This window comes from Nonomuraea sp. B19D2 (assembly GCF_040137845.1).
Classification (GTDB): Bacteria; Actinomycetota; Actinomycetes; order Streptosporangiales; family Streptosporangiaceae; genus Nonomuraea.
On record NZ_JBEFAK010000036.1, the window covers coordinates 1 to 15,460 of the forward strand.

At 67.8% G+C, this 15,460-nt stretch carries 18 protein-coding genes; 7 read left to right on the forward strand and 11 right to left on the reverse strand.

Annotation, left to right across the window (positions count from 1 at the left end):
- From ABN273_RS42955 to ABN273_RS42970, 4 genes are all read right to left on the reverse strand, one after another.
- On the reverse strand, positions 1-578 hold a 578-nt coding region (locus ABN273_RS42955; RefSeq protein WP_349455264.1), incomplete at its 3' end, for a bifunctional DNA primase/polymerase.
- The gene (locus ABN273_RS42960) at positions 575-814 is read right to left on the reverse strand and encodes a hypothetical protein (RefSeq protein ID WP_349455266.1); all 240 of its coding nucleotides are present in this window, start codon (positions 812-814) and stop codon (positions 575-577) included. The genes ABN273_RS42960 and ABN273_RS42955, both read right to left, overlap by 4 nt.
- The gene (locus tag ABN273_RS42965) at positions 811-1,185 is read right to left on the reverse strand and encodes a deazapurine DNA modification protein DpdA family protein (protein WP_349455267.1); all 375 of its coding nucleotides are present in this window, start codon (positions 1,183-1,185) and stop codon (positions 811-813) included. Before ABN273_RS42965 ends, ABN273_RS42960 begins: the two co-directional genes overlap by 4 nt.
- 92 nt (positions 1,186-1,277) lie before the next feature.
- Positions 1,278-1,901 carry a hypothetical protein gene (locus ABN273_RS42970; protein WP_349455269.1) on the reverse strand — a complete coding sequence of 208 codons (624 nt, stop codon included), beginning with the start codon at positions 1,899-1,901 and terminating at the stop codon, positions 1,278-1,280.
- Between ABN273_RS42970 and ABN273_RS42975 the strand changes: the two genes are divergently transcribed.
- The gene (locus ABN273_RS42975) at positions 1,894-2,538 is read left to right on the forward strand and encodes a class I SAM-dependent DNA methyltransferase (RefSeq protein WP_349455270.1); all 645 of its coding nucleotides are present in this window, start codon (positions 1,894-1,896) and stop codon (positions 2,536-2,538) included. The genes ABN273_RS42970 and ABN273_RS42975 overlap by 8 nt on opposite strands.
- Here the strand turns inward: ABN273_RS42975 and ABN273_RS42980 are convergent.
- On the reverse strand, positions 2,535-4,244 hold the full coding sequence (locus ABN273_RS42980; RefSeq protein WP_349455422.1) for a site-specific integrase: 1,710 nt from the start codon (positions 4,242-4,244) through the stop codon (positions 2,535-2,537). The genes ABN273_RS42975 and ABN273_RS42980 overlap by 4 nt on opposite strands.
- Between ABN273_RS42980 and ABN273_RS42985 the strand changes: the two genes are divergently transcribed.
- The 3 genes from ABN273_RS42985 to ABN273_RS42995 all read left to right on the forward strand — a co-directional run bounded on the left by ABN273_RS42985 (position 4,159) and on the right by ABN273_RS42995 (position 6,284).
- A complete protein-coding gene (locus tag ABN273_RS42985; RefSeq protein WP_349455271.1) occupies positions 4,159-4,959 on the forward strand; it encodes a GntR family transcriptional regulator in 801 nt (266 codons plus the stop codon). The two genes, ABN273_RS42980 and ABN273_RS42985, sit on opposite strands and share 86 nt — an antisense overlap.
- Positions 4,959-5,648: an HAD family hydrolase gene (locus ABN273_RS42990; RefSeq protein ID WP_349455273.1), complete on the forward strand. Its 690-nt coding sequence runs from the start codon at positions 4,959-4,961 to the stop codon at positions 5,646-5,648. Before ABN273_RS42985 ends, ABN273_RS42990 begins: the two co-directional genes overlap by 1 nt.
- A 384-nt stretch (positions 5,649-6,032) precedes the next feature.
- Entirely contained in the window at positions 6,033-6,284 is a 252-nt protein-coding gene (locus ABN273_RS42995; RefSeq protein WP_349455275.1) for a GntR family transcriptional regulator, read from the forward strand.
- 879 nt (positions 6,285-7,163) lie between these two features.
- On the opposite strand, the gene ABN273_RS43000 is transcribed toward ABN273_RS42995, so the two are convergent.
- Both ABN273_RS43000 and ABN273_RS43005 read right to left on the reverse strand, forming a co-directional pair.
- Positions 7,164-8,384 (reverse strand): hypothetical protein, encoded by a 1,221-nt coding sequence (locus tag ABN273_RS43000; RefSeq protein ID WP_349455276.1) that lies wholly within the window; start codon positions 8,382-8,384, stop codon positions 7,164-7,166.
- Between the two features lie 176 nt (positions 8,385-8,560).
- Positions 8,561-9,592 carry a zinc-binding dehydrogenase gene (locus ABN273_RS43005; RefSeq protein WP_349455277.1) on the reverse strand — a complete coding sequence of 344 codons (1,032 nt, stop codon included), beginning with the start codon at positions 9,590-9,592 and terminating at the stop codon, positions 8,561-8,563.
- 92 nt (positions 9,593-9,684) lie between these two features.
- Here ABN273_RS43005 and ABN273_RS43010 point away from each other — a divergent pair, with 92 nt between their 5' ends.
- Positions 9,685-10,158 carry an Lrp/AsnC family transcriptional regulator gene (locus ABN273_RS43010; protein WP_349455279.1) on the forward strand — a complete coding sequence of 158 codons (474 nt, stop codon included), beginning with the start codon at positions 9,685-9,687 and terminating at the stop codon, positions 10,156-10,158.
- Between the two features lie 179 nt (positions 10,159-10,337).
- Here ABN273_RS43010 and ABN273_RS43015 read toward each other — a convergent pair whose 3' ends face one another.
- Both ABN273_RS43015 and ABN273_RS43020 read right to left on the reverse strand, forming a co-directional pair.
- Complete coding sequence (locus ABN273_RS43015) at positions 10,338-10,682, reverse strand: peptidase inhibitor family I36 protein (RefSeq protein WP_349455280.1); 345 nt, start codon at positions 10,680-10,682, stop codon at positions 10,338-10,340.
- A 468-nt stretch (positions 10,683-11,150) separates the two neighbouring features.
- Complete coding sequence (locus ABN273_RS43020; protein WP_349455282.1) at positions 11,151-11,642, reverse strand: GbsR/MarR family transcriptional regulator; 492 nt, start codon at positions 11,640-11,642, stop codon at positions 11,151-11,153.
- A gap of 155 nt (positions 11,643-11,797) precedes the next feature.
- Here ABN273_RS43020 and ABN273_RS43025 point away from each other — a divergent pair, with 155 nt between their 5' ends.
- Positions 11,798-12,187, forward strand: a complete 390-nt coding sequence (locus ABN273_RS43025; protein ID WP_349455283.1) for a glycosyltransferase — start codon at positions 11,798-11,800, stop codon at positions 12,185-12,187.
- On the forward strand, positions 12,184-13,362 hold the full coding sequence (locus tag ABN273_RS43030) for a cytochrome P450 family protein (protein ID WP_349455285.1): 1,179 nt from the start codon (positions 12,184-12,186) through the stop codon (positions 13,360-13,362). The genes ABN273_RS43025 and ABN273_RS43030 overlap by 4 nt, the downstream gene beginning before the upstream one ends.
- 26 nt (positions 13,363-13,388) lie before the next feature.
- Here the strand turns inward: ABN273_RS43030 and ABN273_RS43035 are convergent, their stop codons facing one another.
- Both ABN273_RS43035 and ABN273_RS43040 read right to left on the reverse strand, forming a co-directional pair.
- Entirely contained in the window at positions 13,389-14,000 is a 612-nt protein-coding gene (locus ABN273_RS43035) for a TetR/AcrR family transcriptional regulator (protein WP_349455286.1), read from the reverse strand.
- On the reverse strand, positions 13,997-15,460 hold the full coding sequence (locus tag ABN273_RS43040; protein WP_349455287.1) for an FAD-dependent monooxygenase: 1,464 nt from the start codon (positions 15,458-15,460) through the stop codon (positions 13,997-13,999). Before ABN273_RS43040 ends, ABN273_RS43035 begins: the two co-directional genes overlap by 4 nt.

A 15,460-nucleotide genomic window follows, 5' to 3' on the forward strand; every position in this document is an offset into this window, starting at 1 on the left:
ATGCCGACGAACGACGACACCTTGCCGATGAACACCCCGTCGCACACCCCAGCGGCGGGGTGTTCTCGTCGCCGATCGTCGGCACCGTCAGTGCCTGCTTCGTCGGCATTTTCAGCGCCGGGCAACACGCGGGTGTCGATGAGCCAGCCAAGTCCGCCCTTGGCGCCGGTGGTGTTGGCCAGCGTGGTGCCCTCGGGCGCGGTGTAGTACAGGTGCATGCCGCCGCGCCGCGTGCGGACTTGGAAGGTTTCCAGCGGCAGCGGTTGTCCGGCGTCGCCGCACAGCGCGGCCAGCACATCCGCGCCCTCGGCAACGCCGGGCCGATCCCATTCGGCCGGCGGACTCTGCCCCTCCTTGGGAGTGTCGAGGTCAATCACCACCAGGCGGGACGGGCCGGTAGCGATGCCGACGTTGTACGGCGTGCGCTCCCACCAGGCGCGAATCGTGTCGGGGTCGGCGGTGGCGCGGTCCTCCCAGTGAGTGAAACCGCGGGGCGGCACCTTCCCGCCGGGCACCAGCGGGAAGACGTGCCAGCCGCGTGCGGCGGCGGCCAGTGCGTAGCGAGTCGGGTCGTTCATGCGGCACTCTCCTCCGTGCGGCTGAGCAGGTCGGCGGTGATGGCCAGCTCCAGGCAGACCTTGTGAACGGGCTGGCCGTTGTCGTCAATCAGGCGGCACGGGCGGCGGCAGAACCGGCAGGGGCGGGCGCGACCGCCGCCCCAGTGCTCGCGCTTCTTGTGCCAGTCCAGTACCAGGCGGCCATGCCACAGGCGGTAGCGCTCGCCCTGGTAGGTGACGATGAGGGGCGCGCTCATGCGGTGTCCCGCGTGAGGTGGTCGAACAGGTCGGGCTGGTGGCCGCGCCGAGCCAGGCCCGACAGCAGGCGAGAGCGCCAGCGTCGGGCGTAGATCAGGCAGTTGGCGCAGTTCTTGTGACTGGCGCATCCTGGCAGCGGGGGTTCGCGGCGTGCGGCGTAGCTCCAGGCCATCGAGTCGGCGGAGGACAGCCGGTAGCCGTATCGGTCAAGCCCGCCGGTCTTGACGCCGAATCCGTGCAGGCGTAGCCCCGCGCTGGCCAGCGCGGTGACGATGGCGGTGATCTCGCCGGTGGATTGGCGGCGGTTGTCGCGGCAGTGGCCGTGTCCCGTTGTGAGCGTGTCGCGTTGCGACCAGCCAGTGAAGCCCATCGGAGCCGTGTGCGTCCACGTTAGACGATCGGACTTGCGGTCGGTGGATGGGTGATGTCGTGTCGCGGTACTCCTTTGGAACAGATTTTCGTTCAGCCGCATGGTCCGGTGATCCTCGACTTCCTGGCGGTGGGGAGGGTGCGGACGTTGTTCGGTGAGTCGGCGCGTTGTCGAAGCCGGAGCATCTCTTCGTGCTGCGCGGCGAGTTGTGACAACGCGCGCTCCTTGAACTCGATGAGCTCGGTGATCCGTGCATCGCGTTCCCGGACGCGTTCACGGAGCTTGGCGTTCTCGTCTTGCAGCCTGGTGATCTGGAGTTCGCGCGGGTCTGAGACGGTGCCCGCCTCGCGGAGATCGGCCAGCCGACGCTGAAACTCCTCGGCCAGGTGCTGATAGGGCCCTGGCCGCTGGTTGCCCTGCGGGTCGGTGCGTGCGTAGAAGCCCGTTCTGGCGACGCCGGCTTCTCGTGCGAGAGTCTTGAGGTCGCAACCGCCGCGGGCTGGAAGCTGCCCCAGCAGTAGGCGGTCCATCGCAGCACGGATGCTGGCCTCGTTGCGGCGGCGCTGTTCGGTGGTCAGCGGCATGATGTGCTCTCCTGCATTGCGGTCTGCGGAAACGTGGCGGAGTTCTGGGCCAGTTGGCGGCCGATGATCGGTCTCTCTGCGTCGGCCGTCCACGAGGTCGTGATCATGGAATATCGTGCCGGTCATGACCACGGATGACTGGTTGGCCGACACCCGAACCTCTTATGACACGGTCGCGGTCAGCTATGCCGACCAAGTGCGCGGCGCCCTCGCCGGACACCAGTACCTGCGCGCGGCTCTGGCGTTGTTCGCCGACAGCGTGCGGATCGCTGGCGGCGGGCCGGTCGCGGACATCGGCTGCGGCCCCGGTGAAGTCACCGCCCACCTGCATGAGCTCGGTGTCGACGCCTTCGGTGTCGACCTCTCCCCTGGGATGATCGACGTGGCCCGGCGCGACCACCCCGGCCTGCGGTTCGAGGTGGGCTCGATGACGGACCTGGACCTCCCCGTCGCTTCGGTGGCCGGCCTGCTCGCCTGGCAGTCGTTGATCCACATCCCTGACGACGAGGTGCCGACTGTGTTCGGGCACTTCCACCGAGCATTGCGTCCCGGCGGACCGCTGCAGCTCCTGTTTCACGTCGGCGACGAGTCGCGGTTGATGACGGAGGGCTATGGCGGTCACCCGATGAAGGTCCATGTCCACCGCCGTCAGCCTGACCAGGTGGCATCCTGGCTGCGCGATGCCGGATTCGTGGTCGAGGCTCAGATGCTGCTCGACCCGGATGCGAAAGCTCAGCAAGCGATTCTTTTCGCACGCAGTAAGTCCTAACTTCTGCATATGTCGGGCTCGCCAGTCGGAACCGGAGGACATACGGGTGTGCTCCCAGCGGTGCTGGTGGCCTCGTCGATGCTGTCGAGCACTCGTTGGACACGGTCGTGCTCGCGCCGAAGCCGGGTCTTCTCTCCCGTGGGGACTCTGGGGTTGCCGAGGAACGCTTGGAAGGTGGCCGCCTGCTCGGCCCAGATCGGTCGGTGGCAGGCGTGGTGGGTGGCCTGCGGGCAGCGGGCCGAGTCGCACAGTCCGATCAGCGGCCGTGTCGCCTCTGTGGTCCCGGCCAGTCGCAGGCAAAGCGCTTTGGACGGGTCGCGGAACCAGCAGTAGTTGGCCGGGCCGACGTGCAGGCTTGCGGCCTGCGCGCGGAGTAGGTTTTCGATTCGCCGGTCGGTGTCCAGCACCGTCGGCTCGGCCGGTGCGCTGTCCCGCAGCGCGTTGTCGATGTGGGTGAAGGTCGCGATGAGGTCGCGGGCACCGAGTCCGGCGGGGAGCTGTCCGGCCTGGAACTGGCGGAATGCGTCGATGGTCAGGCGGAAATGGTGTTTTTCCTCCAGTTGCTGGACTTCGGCGTGGAAGAGGGCTTGTGACCCGCCGGGGCGGTTGGCGTAGCCCTCGGTGGTGGCGGTCGACACGTGCTTGAGGTGGATCTTCGCCGCGAGCAGTCCGCCGGGGCGTTGCGCGAGTTCCTGGGCCAGTGTGCGGCGCAGCATCCGCAGGTTGAGCGGGCTGGCGGGGATCGGTGTCAGGCCGAGTCGCTGCCCGGTCGGTCCGTTGATCCAGTTCCGCAGGTGTGGGTAGCTGGTGTGGAAGACCATCGCGCCGAACACGGGTTCGCCGGTGTGGCCGCCGTGGAGGCGTTCGGCGAGCGCGATCGCCTGGTCGACCTCGGCGACGACGACCCATTCGTCGTCCTCGCCGCCGAACTGTCGACCCTTGATGACCTTGCTGGCTAGGCGGAAGCGTTGGCCGCCGCCCGTGATCGTGAGGGGAGGCCGTCGGCAGCCGATGCGTAGTTCCAGCAGTTCGCTGGTCCGCATGCCGCTGGCCGCCGCGGTGAGGATCAGGCAGGCGGTGCGGACCGCGGTAACCAGGCCGCGGATCTCGTGGTAGGACACCGGCAGCGTCCAGGCGCGGGGCTCGCCGCCGTCCGCGCCGAGCACTGGTGCCGCGTTGCGGCCCCAGGCGTGCTCGACCCCCAGCACCCGGACGGTGTGTTCGAGGTGGGGCCGGATCTGCTCGACGTGGCGCAGCAGCAGCTTGCCGTAGCCGAGCTGACGCCCCAGCGGGCTGAGGTTGACCGGCAGTACCGGGTCGGCCGGGCTCCAGCCGTTGGCCAGGCGCCGGTCAATCGCGGCCTGTGGCAGCCGCTGCAAGGCGTGGCCCGCCTCGATCTGGTCGGTGAGGAAGGCGGTGAGCCGGGCGATGCCGGTGTCGGTGAGCGGTCCCGGTGGCGCGCTGCCCCACTCGGGGGCCCGGCGGAACTCCTCGCGCAGCTCAACGAGGTGCGGTCCGATGGTGTCGACCAGGTAGAGGCAGGCCGCCAGCAGCGGTTGCAGGACGGGCAGCGGGACCGGCGGGGTCCTGTTCTCCCCGGCGCGCTGGTGCCCGGCGACGGTGTTGGCTACGCAGCTCAGAGCGGCCATCCTGACCAGGAAGTTCGCACCAGGGGAGAAGCTCCCTTCGGGGCCGGAACTCGCCAAGACGTTCGGCGTGGCGCGACAGACGATCCAGCAGGCGATCCCAGAACTACGGGATGAAGGCCTGATCGTGTCCCGGCAGGGAAGCGGCGTGTTTGTACGAGAGAAGACCGCGCGCCCTGTTGGCCTGCGTCCTCATATCGAGGAAGCGTTCAAGCGGCCTGAGGTCTCCATCGACTTCGCCGGATTCTCGGGCGAGACGTTGCATGGTGCGGTTCAAGAAGCCCTCGATAGCATTCGCGCGGGGCGCTTGTCTCCCGAGCGCATCTCGATCCGGCTAATCCTGCCGGACACCAACCGTTCGTGGTCTCTCCCTTGCCGTGTGGACAACGGGCAGGATGAGCCCTTGTTCAGGCAGCGTGCCGATAAGATCATCTCTCGGCACGCTCAGGCCATCGTGGAGTCCGTTCATGAGCTTCGCGACCTTGGTTTGGTGGCGCAGGCGTCGGCAGAGGTCCGCATCAGTGGAGAACCGCCACGGTTCAAGATGTACGTCATCAACGGAGAAGAGGCGTTCTTCGGCTATTACGCCGTGGCTGAGCACACCGTCGCGTTGGGCGGCACCCCTGTCGCGATGTTCGACCTGATGGGTAAGGACACTGAACTGTTCCACTTCGCGCTGAGCGATGGCCCGGACTCCACGTCGGCCCAGTTCGTACAGCAGTCTTCCGCGTGGTTCGACGCGGTGTGGGGCAGTGTGGCGCGTGAGGTTGGGTGATGGCGCTCTCAGGGACGGAAGCTGTTCGGGCCGTCATGCGCAGGGCGCAGTGCCTGCTTCTGGACTTCGACGGGCCAGTCTGCGATATCTTCGCCGGACTGCCGGCGCCAATGGTCGCGGCCAGCCTCCGCGCCACACTGGAGGAGGCGGGCGCGACACTTCCACCCGAAGTGCGCACCACGGATGACCCCTTGGAGGTCTTCCGGTTCAGCGGAGCGCTCAGCAACGACCTGAACCGGCTTGCGTTGGGCACGCTCGCCGAACTGGAGGTCAAGGCCGTCGGTACGGCGCGCCCCACGCCTGGTGCGGCGGACCTCATAGAACTGGCACGCGGCAGGGGCATGGCTGTCGCGATCGCAAGCAACAACTCCGTGGCCGCCGTGACGGCCTTCCTGGACCGCGAGGAACTCACCGCGCAGATCGACTACATCTCGGCACGCACAGCAAAAGATCCATCCTTGATGAAGCCGAACCCTCACCTACTCGATCAGGCACTCACCTACTTGAGCGCTGATCCTTCGTCCGCCTTGCTGGTCGGCGACTCGGTGACGGACGTCGAAGCATCACGGCTCGCCGGGGTGGTAGCCGTCGGCTATGCCAACCGGCCAGGGAAAGTCGAGCGGCTTAGCGCTGTTGGGGCAGACCTCATTGTGACAAGCATGGCGGAACTGGCGGACGCGCTTAGGTAGATGTAACACCACCGCCCCGCCCCGCCCTCAGGGCGTCTATCACTTCCACGAGCTGCGTCCACACGGCGAATGTCTCACGGGAGAGACCTCGACATGCCTCACTCGTGACCGTCTGGCCGTTCCTGAGCACGATTCGCCGGATGAGCATCTGTCCGCCCTCGCTGCACAGCTCGTACTCGATACCGTCGCAGACGATGAATTCTCGGACGCGCAGTCGCGCCCCGCGGGCGGCGTAAGGCGCCCAATCCAGTTCGAGGGCTGACTGAGTCGGTCGTGTCCTCGCTCGCTTCGGGCACATAACCGCACGGTAAAGCAGGTGTACTACCCCCGTCTAGCACAGAGGGTAGCTATGGCTCGTTTGCGTCGACTGCATAGCCTTGCCAGGTGATCGACAGAGAGGGGCCGGTCCCGCCGTATCGGCAGGTAGCAGCCGCCATCCGAAGGCGCATCGAATTGGGGGAGATACCTCCGGGCCGCCGCATCCCGAGCCTCGTCGAGATGGAGGCGGAGTTCGGAGTTGCGCGTGACACCCTTCGCAAGGCCGTTCAGGTCCTCAAGGATGAGGGGCTCGTCGAGACCGTGAAGGGCATGGGCGTCTACGTGAAATCCCCGCCAGACGGTGCAATGGGCGACTAGCGACCCTTCGCGATGATTGAGGATGACACTCTGTGTCCCCCGTGTCCCCGGTGTCCCCGGATGGCCTCTGACCAGGGGAAACGGTTAGCGCGATCGGGGACAGTGCGGGAAGTGGGCTGTCCCCGGTGTCCCCGATGAGATGCAAAGCGCTGAGAGCCCTTCTAGCAAGAACAACTTGACGCCAATGTAAAGACATCAGGACATGCGCGTACGTGCTTCTGTGTGGCACTCAGGGCGTCTCTTGTCGACGTTGATCGCCTGCCGTGAGTGGCAGGGTCAGATCTAGATACTCATGAGGTGCTTCGCACGCTTCATGCGCGCTTCGCGCGGTAGGAGGCTGAAACACTGGGGGGTACGCCACCCCCCAGTGTTTCAGCCTGCGTGACCAACTGCGTGACAACGGCCAGAGTTGATCACGGACATGGATGGACGTTGGCGGACACTCGGGTGCACGTCCCACCGGCCCCCAACGTGATCCGAACAGACATTCGAGTTGCCTGATAAGGAAGAGGTCCCAGGTTCAAGTCCTGGTAGCCCCACCAGCGAAAACGCCCCGAAGCGATCAAGCTTCGGGGTGTTTTGCTGCACCTGGTACTGCAACGGGTCTACTCGAATAGGCCGTTGACCGTTACGGGTTCGACCGATGCCGAGCAGGGGGAGCGATCACTTACCGGTGTTGGTCTTCACCGGCCCATGGTGCAGTTCCTTGCCCACTCGGCCGAGCGAACCCGCCTGACAGTCCCGGAGACGGCAGCTGACGGGAGCAGGGGGAGATGCGGGGCATCTCCTGATCGAGATCCGTAGTTCTCAAACGGCGACCCGCGCTGATCTACACATGGCGCTCGGAGGACCACGGCAGATACCTACCCTGCATTCGCGCTAGCGGGGGTGTGACTCGACAGCGGACCAGATATTCCCGGGATCCCCGATCGTGGACGACTTGTACCACGCCACTCCGAAGGCAGCGACGGCGGGAACGAGGTTGGCCAGCACGATGATCAACGTGGACCACCGCCACCCCATGAACTTCGTCACCCAGTCGATCGTGAGGTTGAACCGCGCGGCCACCCTCAACGCGGCTATCGCCAGGAACATGGCCACGGAGAAGCCCAGCGCGGACCAGTGAATCACCTCCAGAGCCCGGACCGACTCCGTGATGGCCCGCGCCAGCTTCCCGACCTCGACGGTCAGCCGGTTCCCCTCATCGATGAAGGCGACCATCCGTGCATCGGCAGCACCGCTTGCCTCGCCCTCCCAGAACGCGGTCACCGCCCGGCGCACGGCGTCGGTGTCGTGCCCGAACGCCTCACCGAGCTCGTAGGCGATCTCCCGTAGTTCGTAGACCGCCCGGTCGAGTGGCTCACCCGACTCCACCACCACCGCCGTCCATGCCAGAGCCCCGGCGACGACGGTCCAGCTCATCTTCCTACCGAGAGCCAGTCGGCGTTCAGTCGCCTTGCTCCACTCGGACAGCCTGGTCCTCGTCCGCTCCGCCTGACCTGAGTGATAGTCGGCATCCCAAGAGCGGTGTTCGGCCCTTGCCAGGCGGGCCTCTGCCTCGCGCTCGTTGACCAAGCTCAGCCGGTCATATCGCTCGTCTTCGTACAGCATTTTCTCCACAGCGGCGTACATGCGCAGCCCCAGCGCGACGACGACGCCGTCGAACCCTTGGAAATACGGCCCCGCCCAGACCTCGCCGATCCTCTCCCACATGCTCTCGAGGTGCCCATATTCGAGGTCGTCCTGCTTCTCGGGAGGTGTCGGCAGCGAGGCTTTGGCTTCCTGGGCCGCCGCCACAACATCCAGGACATGCCTACCGGCCGCTGTTTCCGCCCTGCTGTAGTTGCCGCCAGTCATCTCCAATGTCTGCGCAACATCATGGGCCTCGTCCACACCGCGGTCGAACGCCTGCCCGAGCCTGGCCCAGATGTCGTTGAACCCGTGCCGCGCGGGCCACTCACCCGCGATCCCGAGAGCCAGGCCGGGGAGAGAGGTGGAGTCGCCCTGATAGCGAAGCCCTTCCAGCTTCCCGGCGATCATGTTGAAGTCCATTGCTCCGGCCCCGAAGGGGTTTCCCTGGAGCGCGTATCCCTCCGCCATCGCAGACATCCTCACTCTCGACGGTGGTCCGGGCGACGAGTCTAACGGTGTCGTACTAAGTGTGATCTTCGTATGGCTTTCATCGAGCTGGGTTGCGGGATTCTGGGCGGTTGCGGGCGTTCTTTGTGAATCTGAACACCGACGCCCGCGTCGCCTGACCGAGCGCCGTCTAGAGATCACGTTCTCACCAGCGCCTTTATGACTTCACGCCGGTCCATCCGCTGGTAGGCGGTGGCCACATCCTCCAGGAGGACCTCGGCGGTGAACACGGGGGAAGGGTCGAGCGCGTCCGACAACACGTCGGCGACCAGCGGTTCCAGGTAGCGGCGGACCGGTGCGACGCCTGCACGCAGCGCGATGTTGGAACGGAAGAAACGGTACAGGTCCACGGTGTGCACCCCGTTCGGCACGCCGACGGAACCGATCGTGCCGCCCGGACGGGTCAGGGCGAGCGCGAGGTCCAGCGCCGACTGCGTGCCCGCGCACTCGGCCACCGAGCTGACGCCTCCGTTCGTGCTGTCGATCAGTTCGGGAACCGTGGCGGGGTCGTCGGCGTCCAGGGTGTCGGTGGCGCCGAACGAACGGGCCAGGCGTAGACGGTCGGGGTGGCGCCCGATGGCGAAGATGCGTTCTGCGCCTACGCGGCGGGCGGCGAGCACGGCGCACAGCCCCACTGCGCCATCACCGATCACGGCGACGCTCTGGCCAGGGCGGACTCCAGCCAGGACGCAGGCGTGATGGCCGGTGGACATCACGTCGGTGAGTGGCAGCAGTCTGCGCAGCAGGCTGTCGTCGGCGGCGTCCGTGCGTACAGCGACGAGCGTGGCATCGGCGAACGGCACCCGGACCGCCTCGGCCTGCCCGCCCTGGTTCGACCCGCCCCAGAACCCGCCCCGCACGCATGAGCTCTGCACGTCGTCGCGGCAGCGCTCACAGGTGCCGTCGGAGAACGCGAAAGGTGCCAGTACCAGATCGCCGGGCCTGATCCTGGTGACCTCACGGCCCACGTTCTCGACCACGCCGAGCCACTCGTGGCCCATCCGGTCGCCGGGGCTGAACTTCTCCTGGCCCCGGTACGGCCACAGGTCGGAGCCGCAAACGGCGGCCAGCGAGATGCGTACCAGGGCGTCGGTGGGCTCATGGATGACGGGATCGGGGACGTCGGTGGTGTGGACGTCCCCCACGCCCCGGATCACGGTTGCTCTCATGCGGGGTAACCGTATGCCGCCCGGCCTTGCCCATCCCATACCATCTCGGAGGCGGAGGCTATCTGTGGCTTGCGATACGGAGGTGTTTGGCAATGCCACCAGTCGATTCGTCGCTGGACGCGCTCGACCTGCAGATTGTCCGAGAGTTGACCCGCGACGCCCGCGTCAGCCATGCCGAGCTGGGCCGGCGGATCAACCTCAGCAGGCCCGCCGTCGCCGAGCGCGTACGCAGGCTGGAGGAGACCGCTGTGATCACCGGCTACGCCGCGCACGTGGACCTGGCCCGCCTCGGCCTCCCGCTCCAGGCCCGCGTCTGGCTGCGCCCCCGCCACCGCTCCCGCAAGGGTGTCGCCCAGTTGCGCGAGAGCCTACTGGCCATGAGATACGTGCTGTCCTGTGTACACGTCACCGGCGAGAACTGTTACGAGCTGGCCATCGCCGTACGGGACGCGGCCCATCTGGAGCAGGTGATCGAACAACTGGCGGAACTGGGCGACACCACCACCTCAGTCGTGCTCTCCCAGCCCGTGCACCCGCGTGACGTCGACGTGACCGCTTGGACGTGACCGGCAGAGTCCGCGACGCCCTCGATGCTCCAGAGGATGACGCCGTCGTACAGGAAGGTGAAGCGCTCCTGGGCCGCCACCGCACCCGAAGCGGTGCAGGGTGTGACGGCGAGGGCCGCGGAGGCCGCCAGCATGAGGGTGCGCATGCTGCTCCTTGAGTGTGGTCCCGTGGGTGAGGGCTAGCAGGCCCGTACGGACGAGTAGGCGATCTCGCCGTTGAGCCCACCTCGATAGCCGGGGGCGATGGTGTCGGCGAGCTGTACGTAGTCCGGATAGGTGTACAGGCAGAACGTGCGGCTCGTTCGGTTCCAGGCCGCGAGCGGATTGAGCACGCCGAAGGGCTCGAGATTCGGCGCGCCGGACCGGAACGCGCCGATGGTGCCGTTCCCGTCGCGTTCGGAGAACAGGCACAGGTGGCCGCTCGGGCATCTGCCGAAGCCGTCGGCGGCGCGTGCCGGAGTTGTGAGGGTGAGCGGCGTGAGAACGAGAGTGAGGGCGAGCATGGTCGTTCGGATCTTGAGCATGTGATCACTCCTGACCTCGATGATTGCGTACGGTAACGAGTATTCGACTTAGGGTCATCGGACGCTATCGATTTATTGAATGCTCGCCGGGTGCGTCGGGCGGCAAGATCGTCGTCGCCGATGTGTCGCCAGATCGATGATCTCAGCGTTGGCCTGCTGCCGGGCTTGGCCGATCTCTCTGGCCAGCTGCTCGACGCGCGCTGATATAGCCGCTATTTCGGCCTCAAGGTCGGACTCTCCGCGGGACTCCGCGCTCCGCTGCCGCGCCTGCTGGTCCAGGATGGTCAGCTCGCGTTCAGCGGGGAAATACCGCTCCTCAAGTGAGGCGGAGATCTGGTAAGCCCCCGGTCGCTGGGTGAGTGCGGCTCGAGCAGCCCGGCTGTCCTGCCGTACAGGTCGGGGGTGACGGGTCCCCGCAGGGCCCGTCGCCTTGCGAGACGTAGGCGGCTTCGGCGCTCGTCGTGCGGGTCAGGCGGGCTGCGTCCCTCGCCCCGAGTGGCGGGCGGGATGCTGTTCCTGCTCCCAGCGCTGCAGCAGGCCGGGCAACTCCCTCAGCAGGAATTGATAGAAGTCGCGCATCCGCATCAGTCGCTCATGGGCCGGGTCGCCGGAGGCGGTGGTGGCGATCCCGGTCTCGGCGGCCTGCAACATGACGCGGACCACCGTGTTCTGGGTGGAGAACAGGGTGGGCCAGGCATTGTCGCGCAGGCGATAGTGCTCGCGGCGGCTGCCTGGCGCGGGCAGGCGTTCGATCAGACCGACCGACAGCAGCGCCTTGACCGCGCCGGACACCGAGCCCGCGCTGACGCCGAGCCGGTCGGCGATGTCTCCCATGGTGACTGTCTCGGCGTCGGTGAACAGGAACACCGCCAAAGCACGCGCCGACATGCGCTGCAAGCCGCCCTCCGTCAGCGCCAGCGCCAGCCGTTCCGCGGCCTGCCACCGTTCCTTGTCGCTCACCTGCCACCTCCGTGAGCAGGATAGCGGAAGTAGGAAGACTTCAGAAATTTCCGAACTTTGGCTATATTGCTGATATTCGGCCTGTCGAGGGCTGACGGTGTGCCGGGAAGCCTGGTCGGCGAGCGAAAACAAGTCCCTTCGGACAAGGAACGCCGATGAAGGTCCTCATCCTCACCCACGGCACCCGCGGTGACGTCCAGCCGTATGCCGCCCTCGCGCTGGTCCTGAAGCGGGCTGGGCACGAGCCAGTGCTCGGCGCGCCGGCCGCGATGGCCTCGCTCGCCGAGCCGTACGGCATTCTGCGCCACCCGGACGGGCGTCCCGCCACCGTGCTGCAGGCCTTCAGCGGCCACGTACTGCCGGACGGCTTGGACTACCCGCACTTGGTGCACACCACCGGCTTCTGGTTCCTGCCCGCGATCCGGTTGGCCGGGGTACGCGCGGTGCTGGTGTCCGGCTGGGGCGGCATGCGGGCCACCGAACGCCTGATCCACCACGACCCCCTGCGGCCTTCCACCCTCGTCCTGCCCGTTCTGGAGGCATGAGCATGACCCACCTCATCGACCTGCTGACCGCCCCCGACCGGGACGCGTTTCTGACCAAGCTGGCGGCCGAGGGGCCCGTCAGCCGCGGCGTCTACCTGGACGGCACGCCTCTGTGGCTGGTCACCGGCCACACCGAGAGCCTGACCGTGCTGACCGACCCGCGTTTCAGCAGCGATCCCACCAAACAGTCCCAGCTCGATGTGGCCTCGGCGGCTGGGCTGCCCGAGGACGTGGCGCCCTACCTGATGCGCACCCTCGGCGCCTACGACCCGCCGGACCACACGCGGGTGCGCCGGCTGGTGTCGCGCGCGTTCACCGCCCGCCGAGTGGAGCGGCTGCGCCCGCGCATCCAGCAGATCACCGACGAGCTGCTGGACGGCCTGCCGGAGGAGTTCGACCTCATCGAGCGCTTCGCCTACCCGCTGCCGATCCAGGTCATCTGCGAACTGCTCGGCGTGCCGGGGGAGGATCGCGACACCTGGCGGGGCTGGGCCGGCGACCTGACCGCCCCGGACCCGGCCCGGATCGCGGCCGGGGCACGCGGGCTTGTGGCGTACATGGCCCGGCTCCTCGCCTGTAAGGCGGGCCAGGGCGGCGAGGACCTGCTGTCGGCGCTCATCACGGTGCGGGACGACGACGGCGACCGGCTGAGCGAGCACGAGCTGATCGCGTTGTCCATCAGCATCCTGATCGCCGGCCACGAGACCACGGTCGGCCTCATCAGCCAGAGCGTCCACCTGATCCTCACCCGATCGCTGAAGCTCGGCGACGATGACATCGCTCGCGCGGTGGAGGAGTTCCTGCGCTACAGCGGTCCCGCCGAGATCGCTGTCCTGCGCTATGCCCTCGAACCGGTCGAGCTCGGCGGCGTCACCATCAGCGCGGGCGAGGCCGTGCAAGTGGTGTACGCGGCCGCCAACCGCGACCCCGGCCGCTTCGACCGGCCGCACCAGCTCGACCCGCATCGCGCGGACAACGCCCACCTCGGTTTCGGCCACGGCATCCATTACTGCCTCGGCGCCGCGCTGGCCCGCGCCGAGACCGAGATCGCCCTCAGCACGCTCCTGCGCCGCTTGCCGGGGCTGGAACTGGCCGTGCCCGCTGACCAGGTCGGCTGGCGGCCCGGCATGCAACGGGCGCTGGCCGCCCTGCCGGTGCGCGTCCGGCCGAGCTGAGCGCGCGTCGGTCGACGGACCGCAGGTCAGGAGTCCTGAGCGGGGTACAGGCCGGCCTGGCGGTAGACGGCGGTGAGGTAGCGCAGCATTTCGGCGGCGTCCGGGGGATCGGGCTGCAGCACGCGGTAGGTCACCGCCCCGGCCATCATGTCGATCAGCACGTCAAGGTCGGCGTCGGGTGCCACCGTGCCGTCCTGCTGGGCGCGCCGGAGCATCGCGGCGGCCAACTCGCGGCGGGGCAGGATGTAATGCCTCCAGTAGACGGCCATCAGGGAAGGATGGCTCACGGCGGAGCCCATGATGCGGGCGACCAGCGCGCGAAAGTCCGGGCTCGCGGCCATCTCGGCCGCCGCCGGAAGGATGTGCTCGACGATCGCCTGCGGCGGGAGGGTGTGGACGTCGGCGGCGGAAGGTGTCACCTCGTCGCTGACCCACTGCTCGATGGCTTGGGCGAGCAGGTCCTCCTTGCTGCTCCAGCGGCGGTAGACGGTCAGCTTGCCCACCCCGGCGCGCTTGGCGACCTGTTCGATGCTGGTGCCCTCGACGCCGCGCTCGACGAACAGCTCCAGCGCGGCGTTCAGAATCGCGGTGTCGGTTTCGGGATCGCGCGGGCGTCCGCGTCCTCGGGTGGCGGTCATCCGAGGGCTCCGTCCAGCCAGCGGGTGAGCTCGGCGGGGCCGCCCTTGCAGGCCAGGTGGGCGTCCGGGCGTACGAGCATGGCGGGCCCGCTTGCGGGCCCTGCGGCGCGGAGGCTGACCACCTGGTCGCCGAGCCGCTGCCGGGCTGCCTCGAAGGCGGTCTCATCGCCGAGCACGGCCCACTTCCCGCGCAGCTCGGCGTGCAACCGGGTGCGGCTGCCGTCGGGGCGTTCGCACGACAGGTCGCCGATGCGGTCGCCGGGGCGAGGCTTGCGGCCGCGCCCGCCGAGCGGTCCCCGCCGGTAGCTCACCCACAGCTGCGAGGTCGTGTACGTGGTCCACCGCTGGATCCATGCCTGGTTGAACACCCGCATCAGCACCTGGTCGCGCAGGAGCCGGCCGAGCGGACTGCCGGCGATGTTGACCTTGGTGGCGGCGGTGCTGCCACGCAGGACCTGGGTGGCCAGTGGACGGCGTTCGGCCTGGTAGATGTCGAGCAGGCGCTCCGCGGCCCGGCCTTGCACGACCAGGGCCAGTTTCCAGGCGAGATTCTCGGCGTCGCCGAGCCCGGTGAGCATGCCCTGCCCGCCGAACGGGGCGTGCACGTGGGCGGCGTCCCCGGCCAGCAGGATGCGCCCGTCGCGGTAGGTGTCGGCCAGCCGCCGGTGCACGCTGAACAACGACGCCCAGGTGACGTCGTGCAAGCGCAGGCCGGTCAGGCCGGTGCGTTCGGGCAGGATGCGCCGCATGCGTTCGACGATCTGTTCCTCGCCGGGCTTGTCATCGCGGAAGGTGGCGTCGTAGGCGAGCAGTCGCCACTGATCGCCTGGCATGGGCATGGCACCCAAAACGCCGTCGGGGTGCGCCCAGCCGCTGGTGCCCGACCGGTCCAGCCCAGGGTCGAGGCGGCCGTCAACCAGCAGGAAACGTTCGCTGACCTTCACTCCGGGAAAGCGAATCCCCGCCAGCTTGCGCACCGCGCTGGCGCTTCCGTCGCAGCCCACCAGCCAGCCCGCCCGGATGGTATGGCCATCAGCCAGCATCGCGGTGACCCCGGCCATGTCCTGTCGCAAGGCGGTCAGTTGCTTGTCCCATTCCGGCCGCCCGCCCAACTCGGCAAGCCGCTCACGCAGCCGCCCCTCGACCCGCGCCTGAGAGATCACCATCGGCGGAGCCGCGGTACCCAGCCCCGGGTCGCCGAACCTGATCTTCATCATCGGGCGATCCCCTGCGTACGTGGTGATGGTCATCGCCCGCACCGATTCCTCCGGCAGATTGCCGAGGGCACCCAGGCGGTCCAGCACCTCCGAGCCGCGAGCGTGCACAAAGTTCGCCCGTGACGTGGTGGCCGGGCCCGCGGCCTTGTCGATCACGCGTACCGAGACGCCGTACTGCAGCAACGCGCCCGCCAGCGCCAGGCCCACCGGCCCGGCGCCGACCACCAGAACATCGCTATCCAT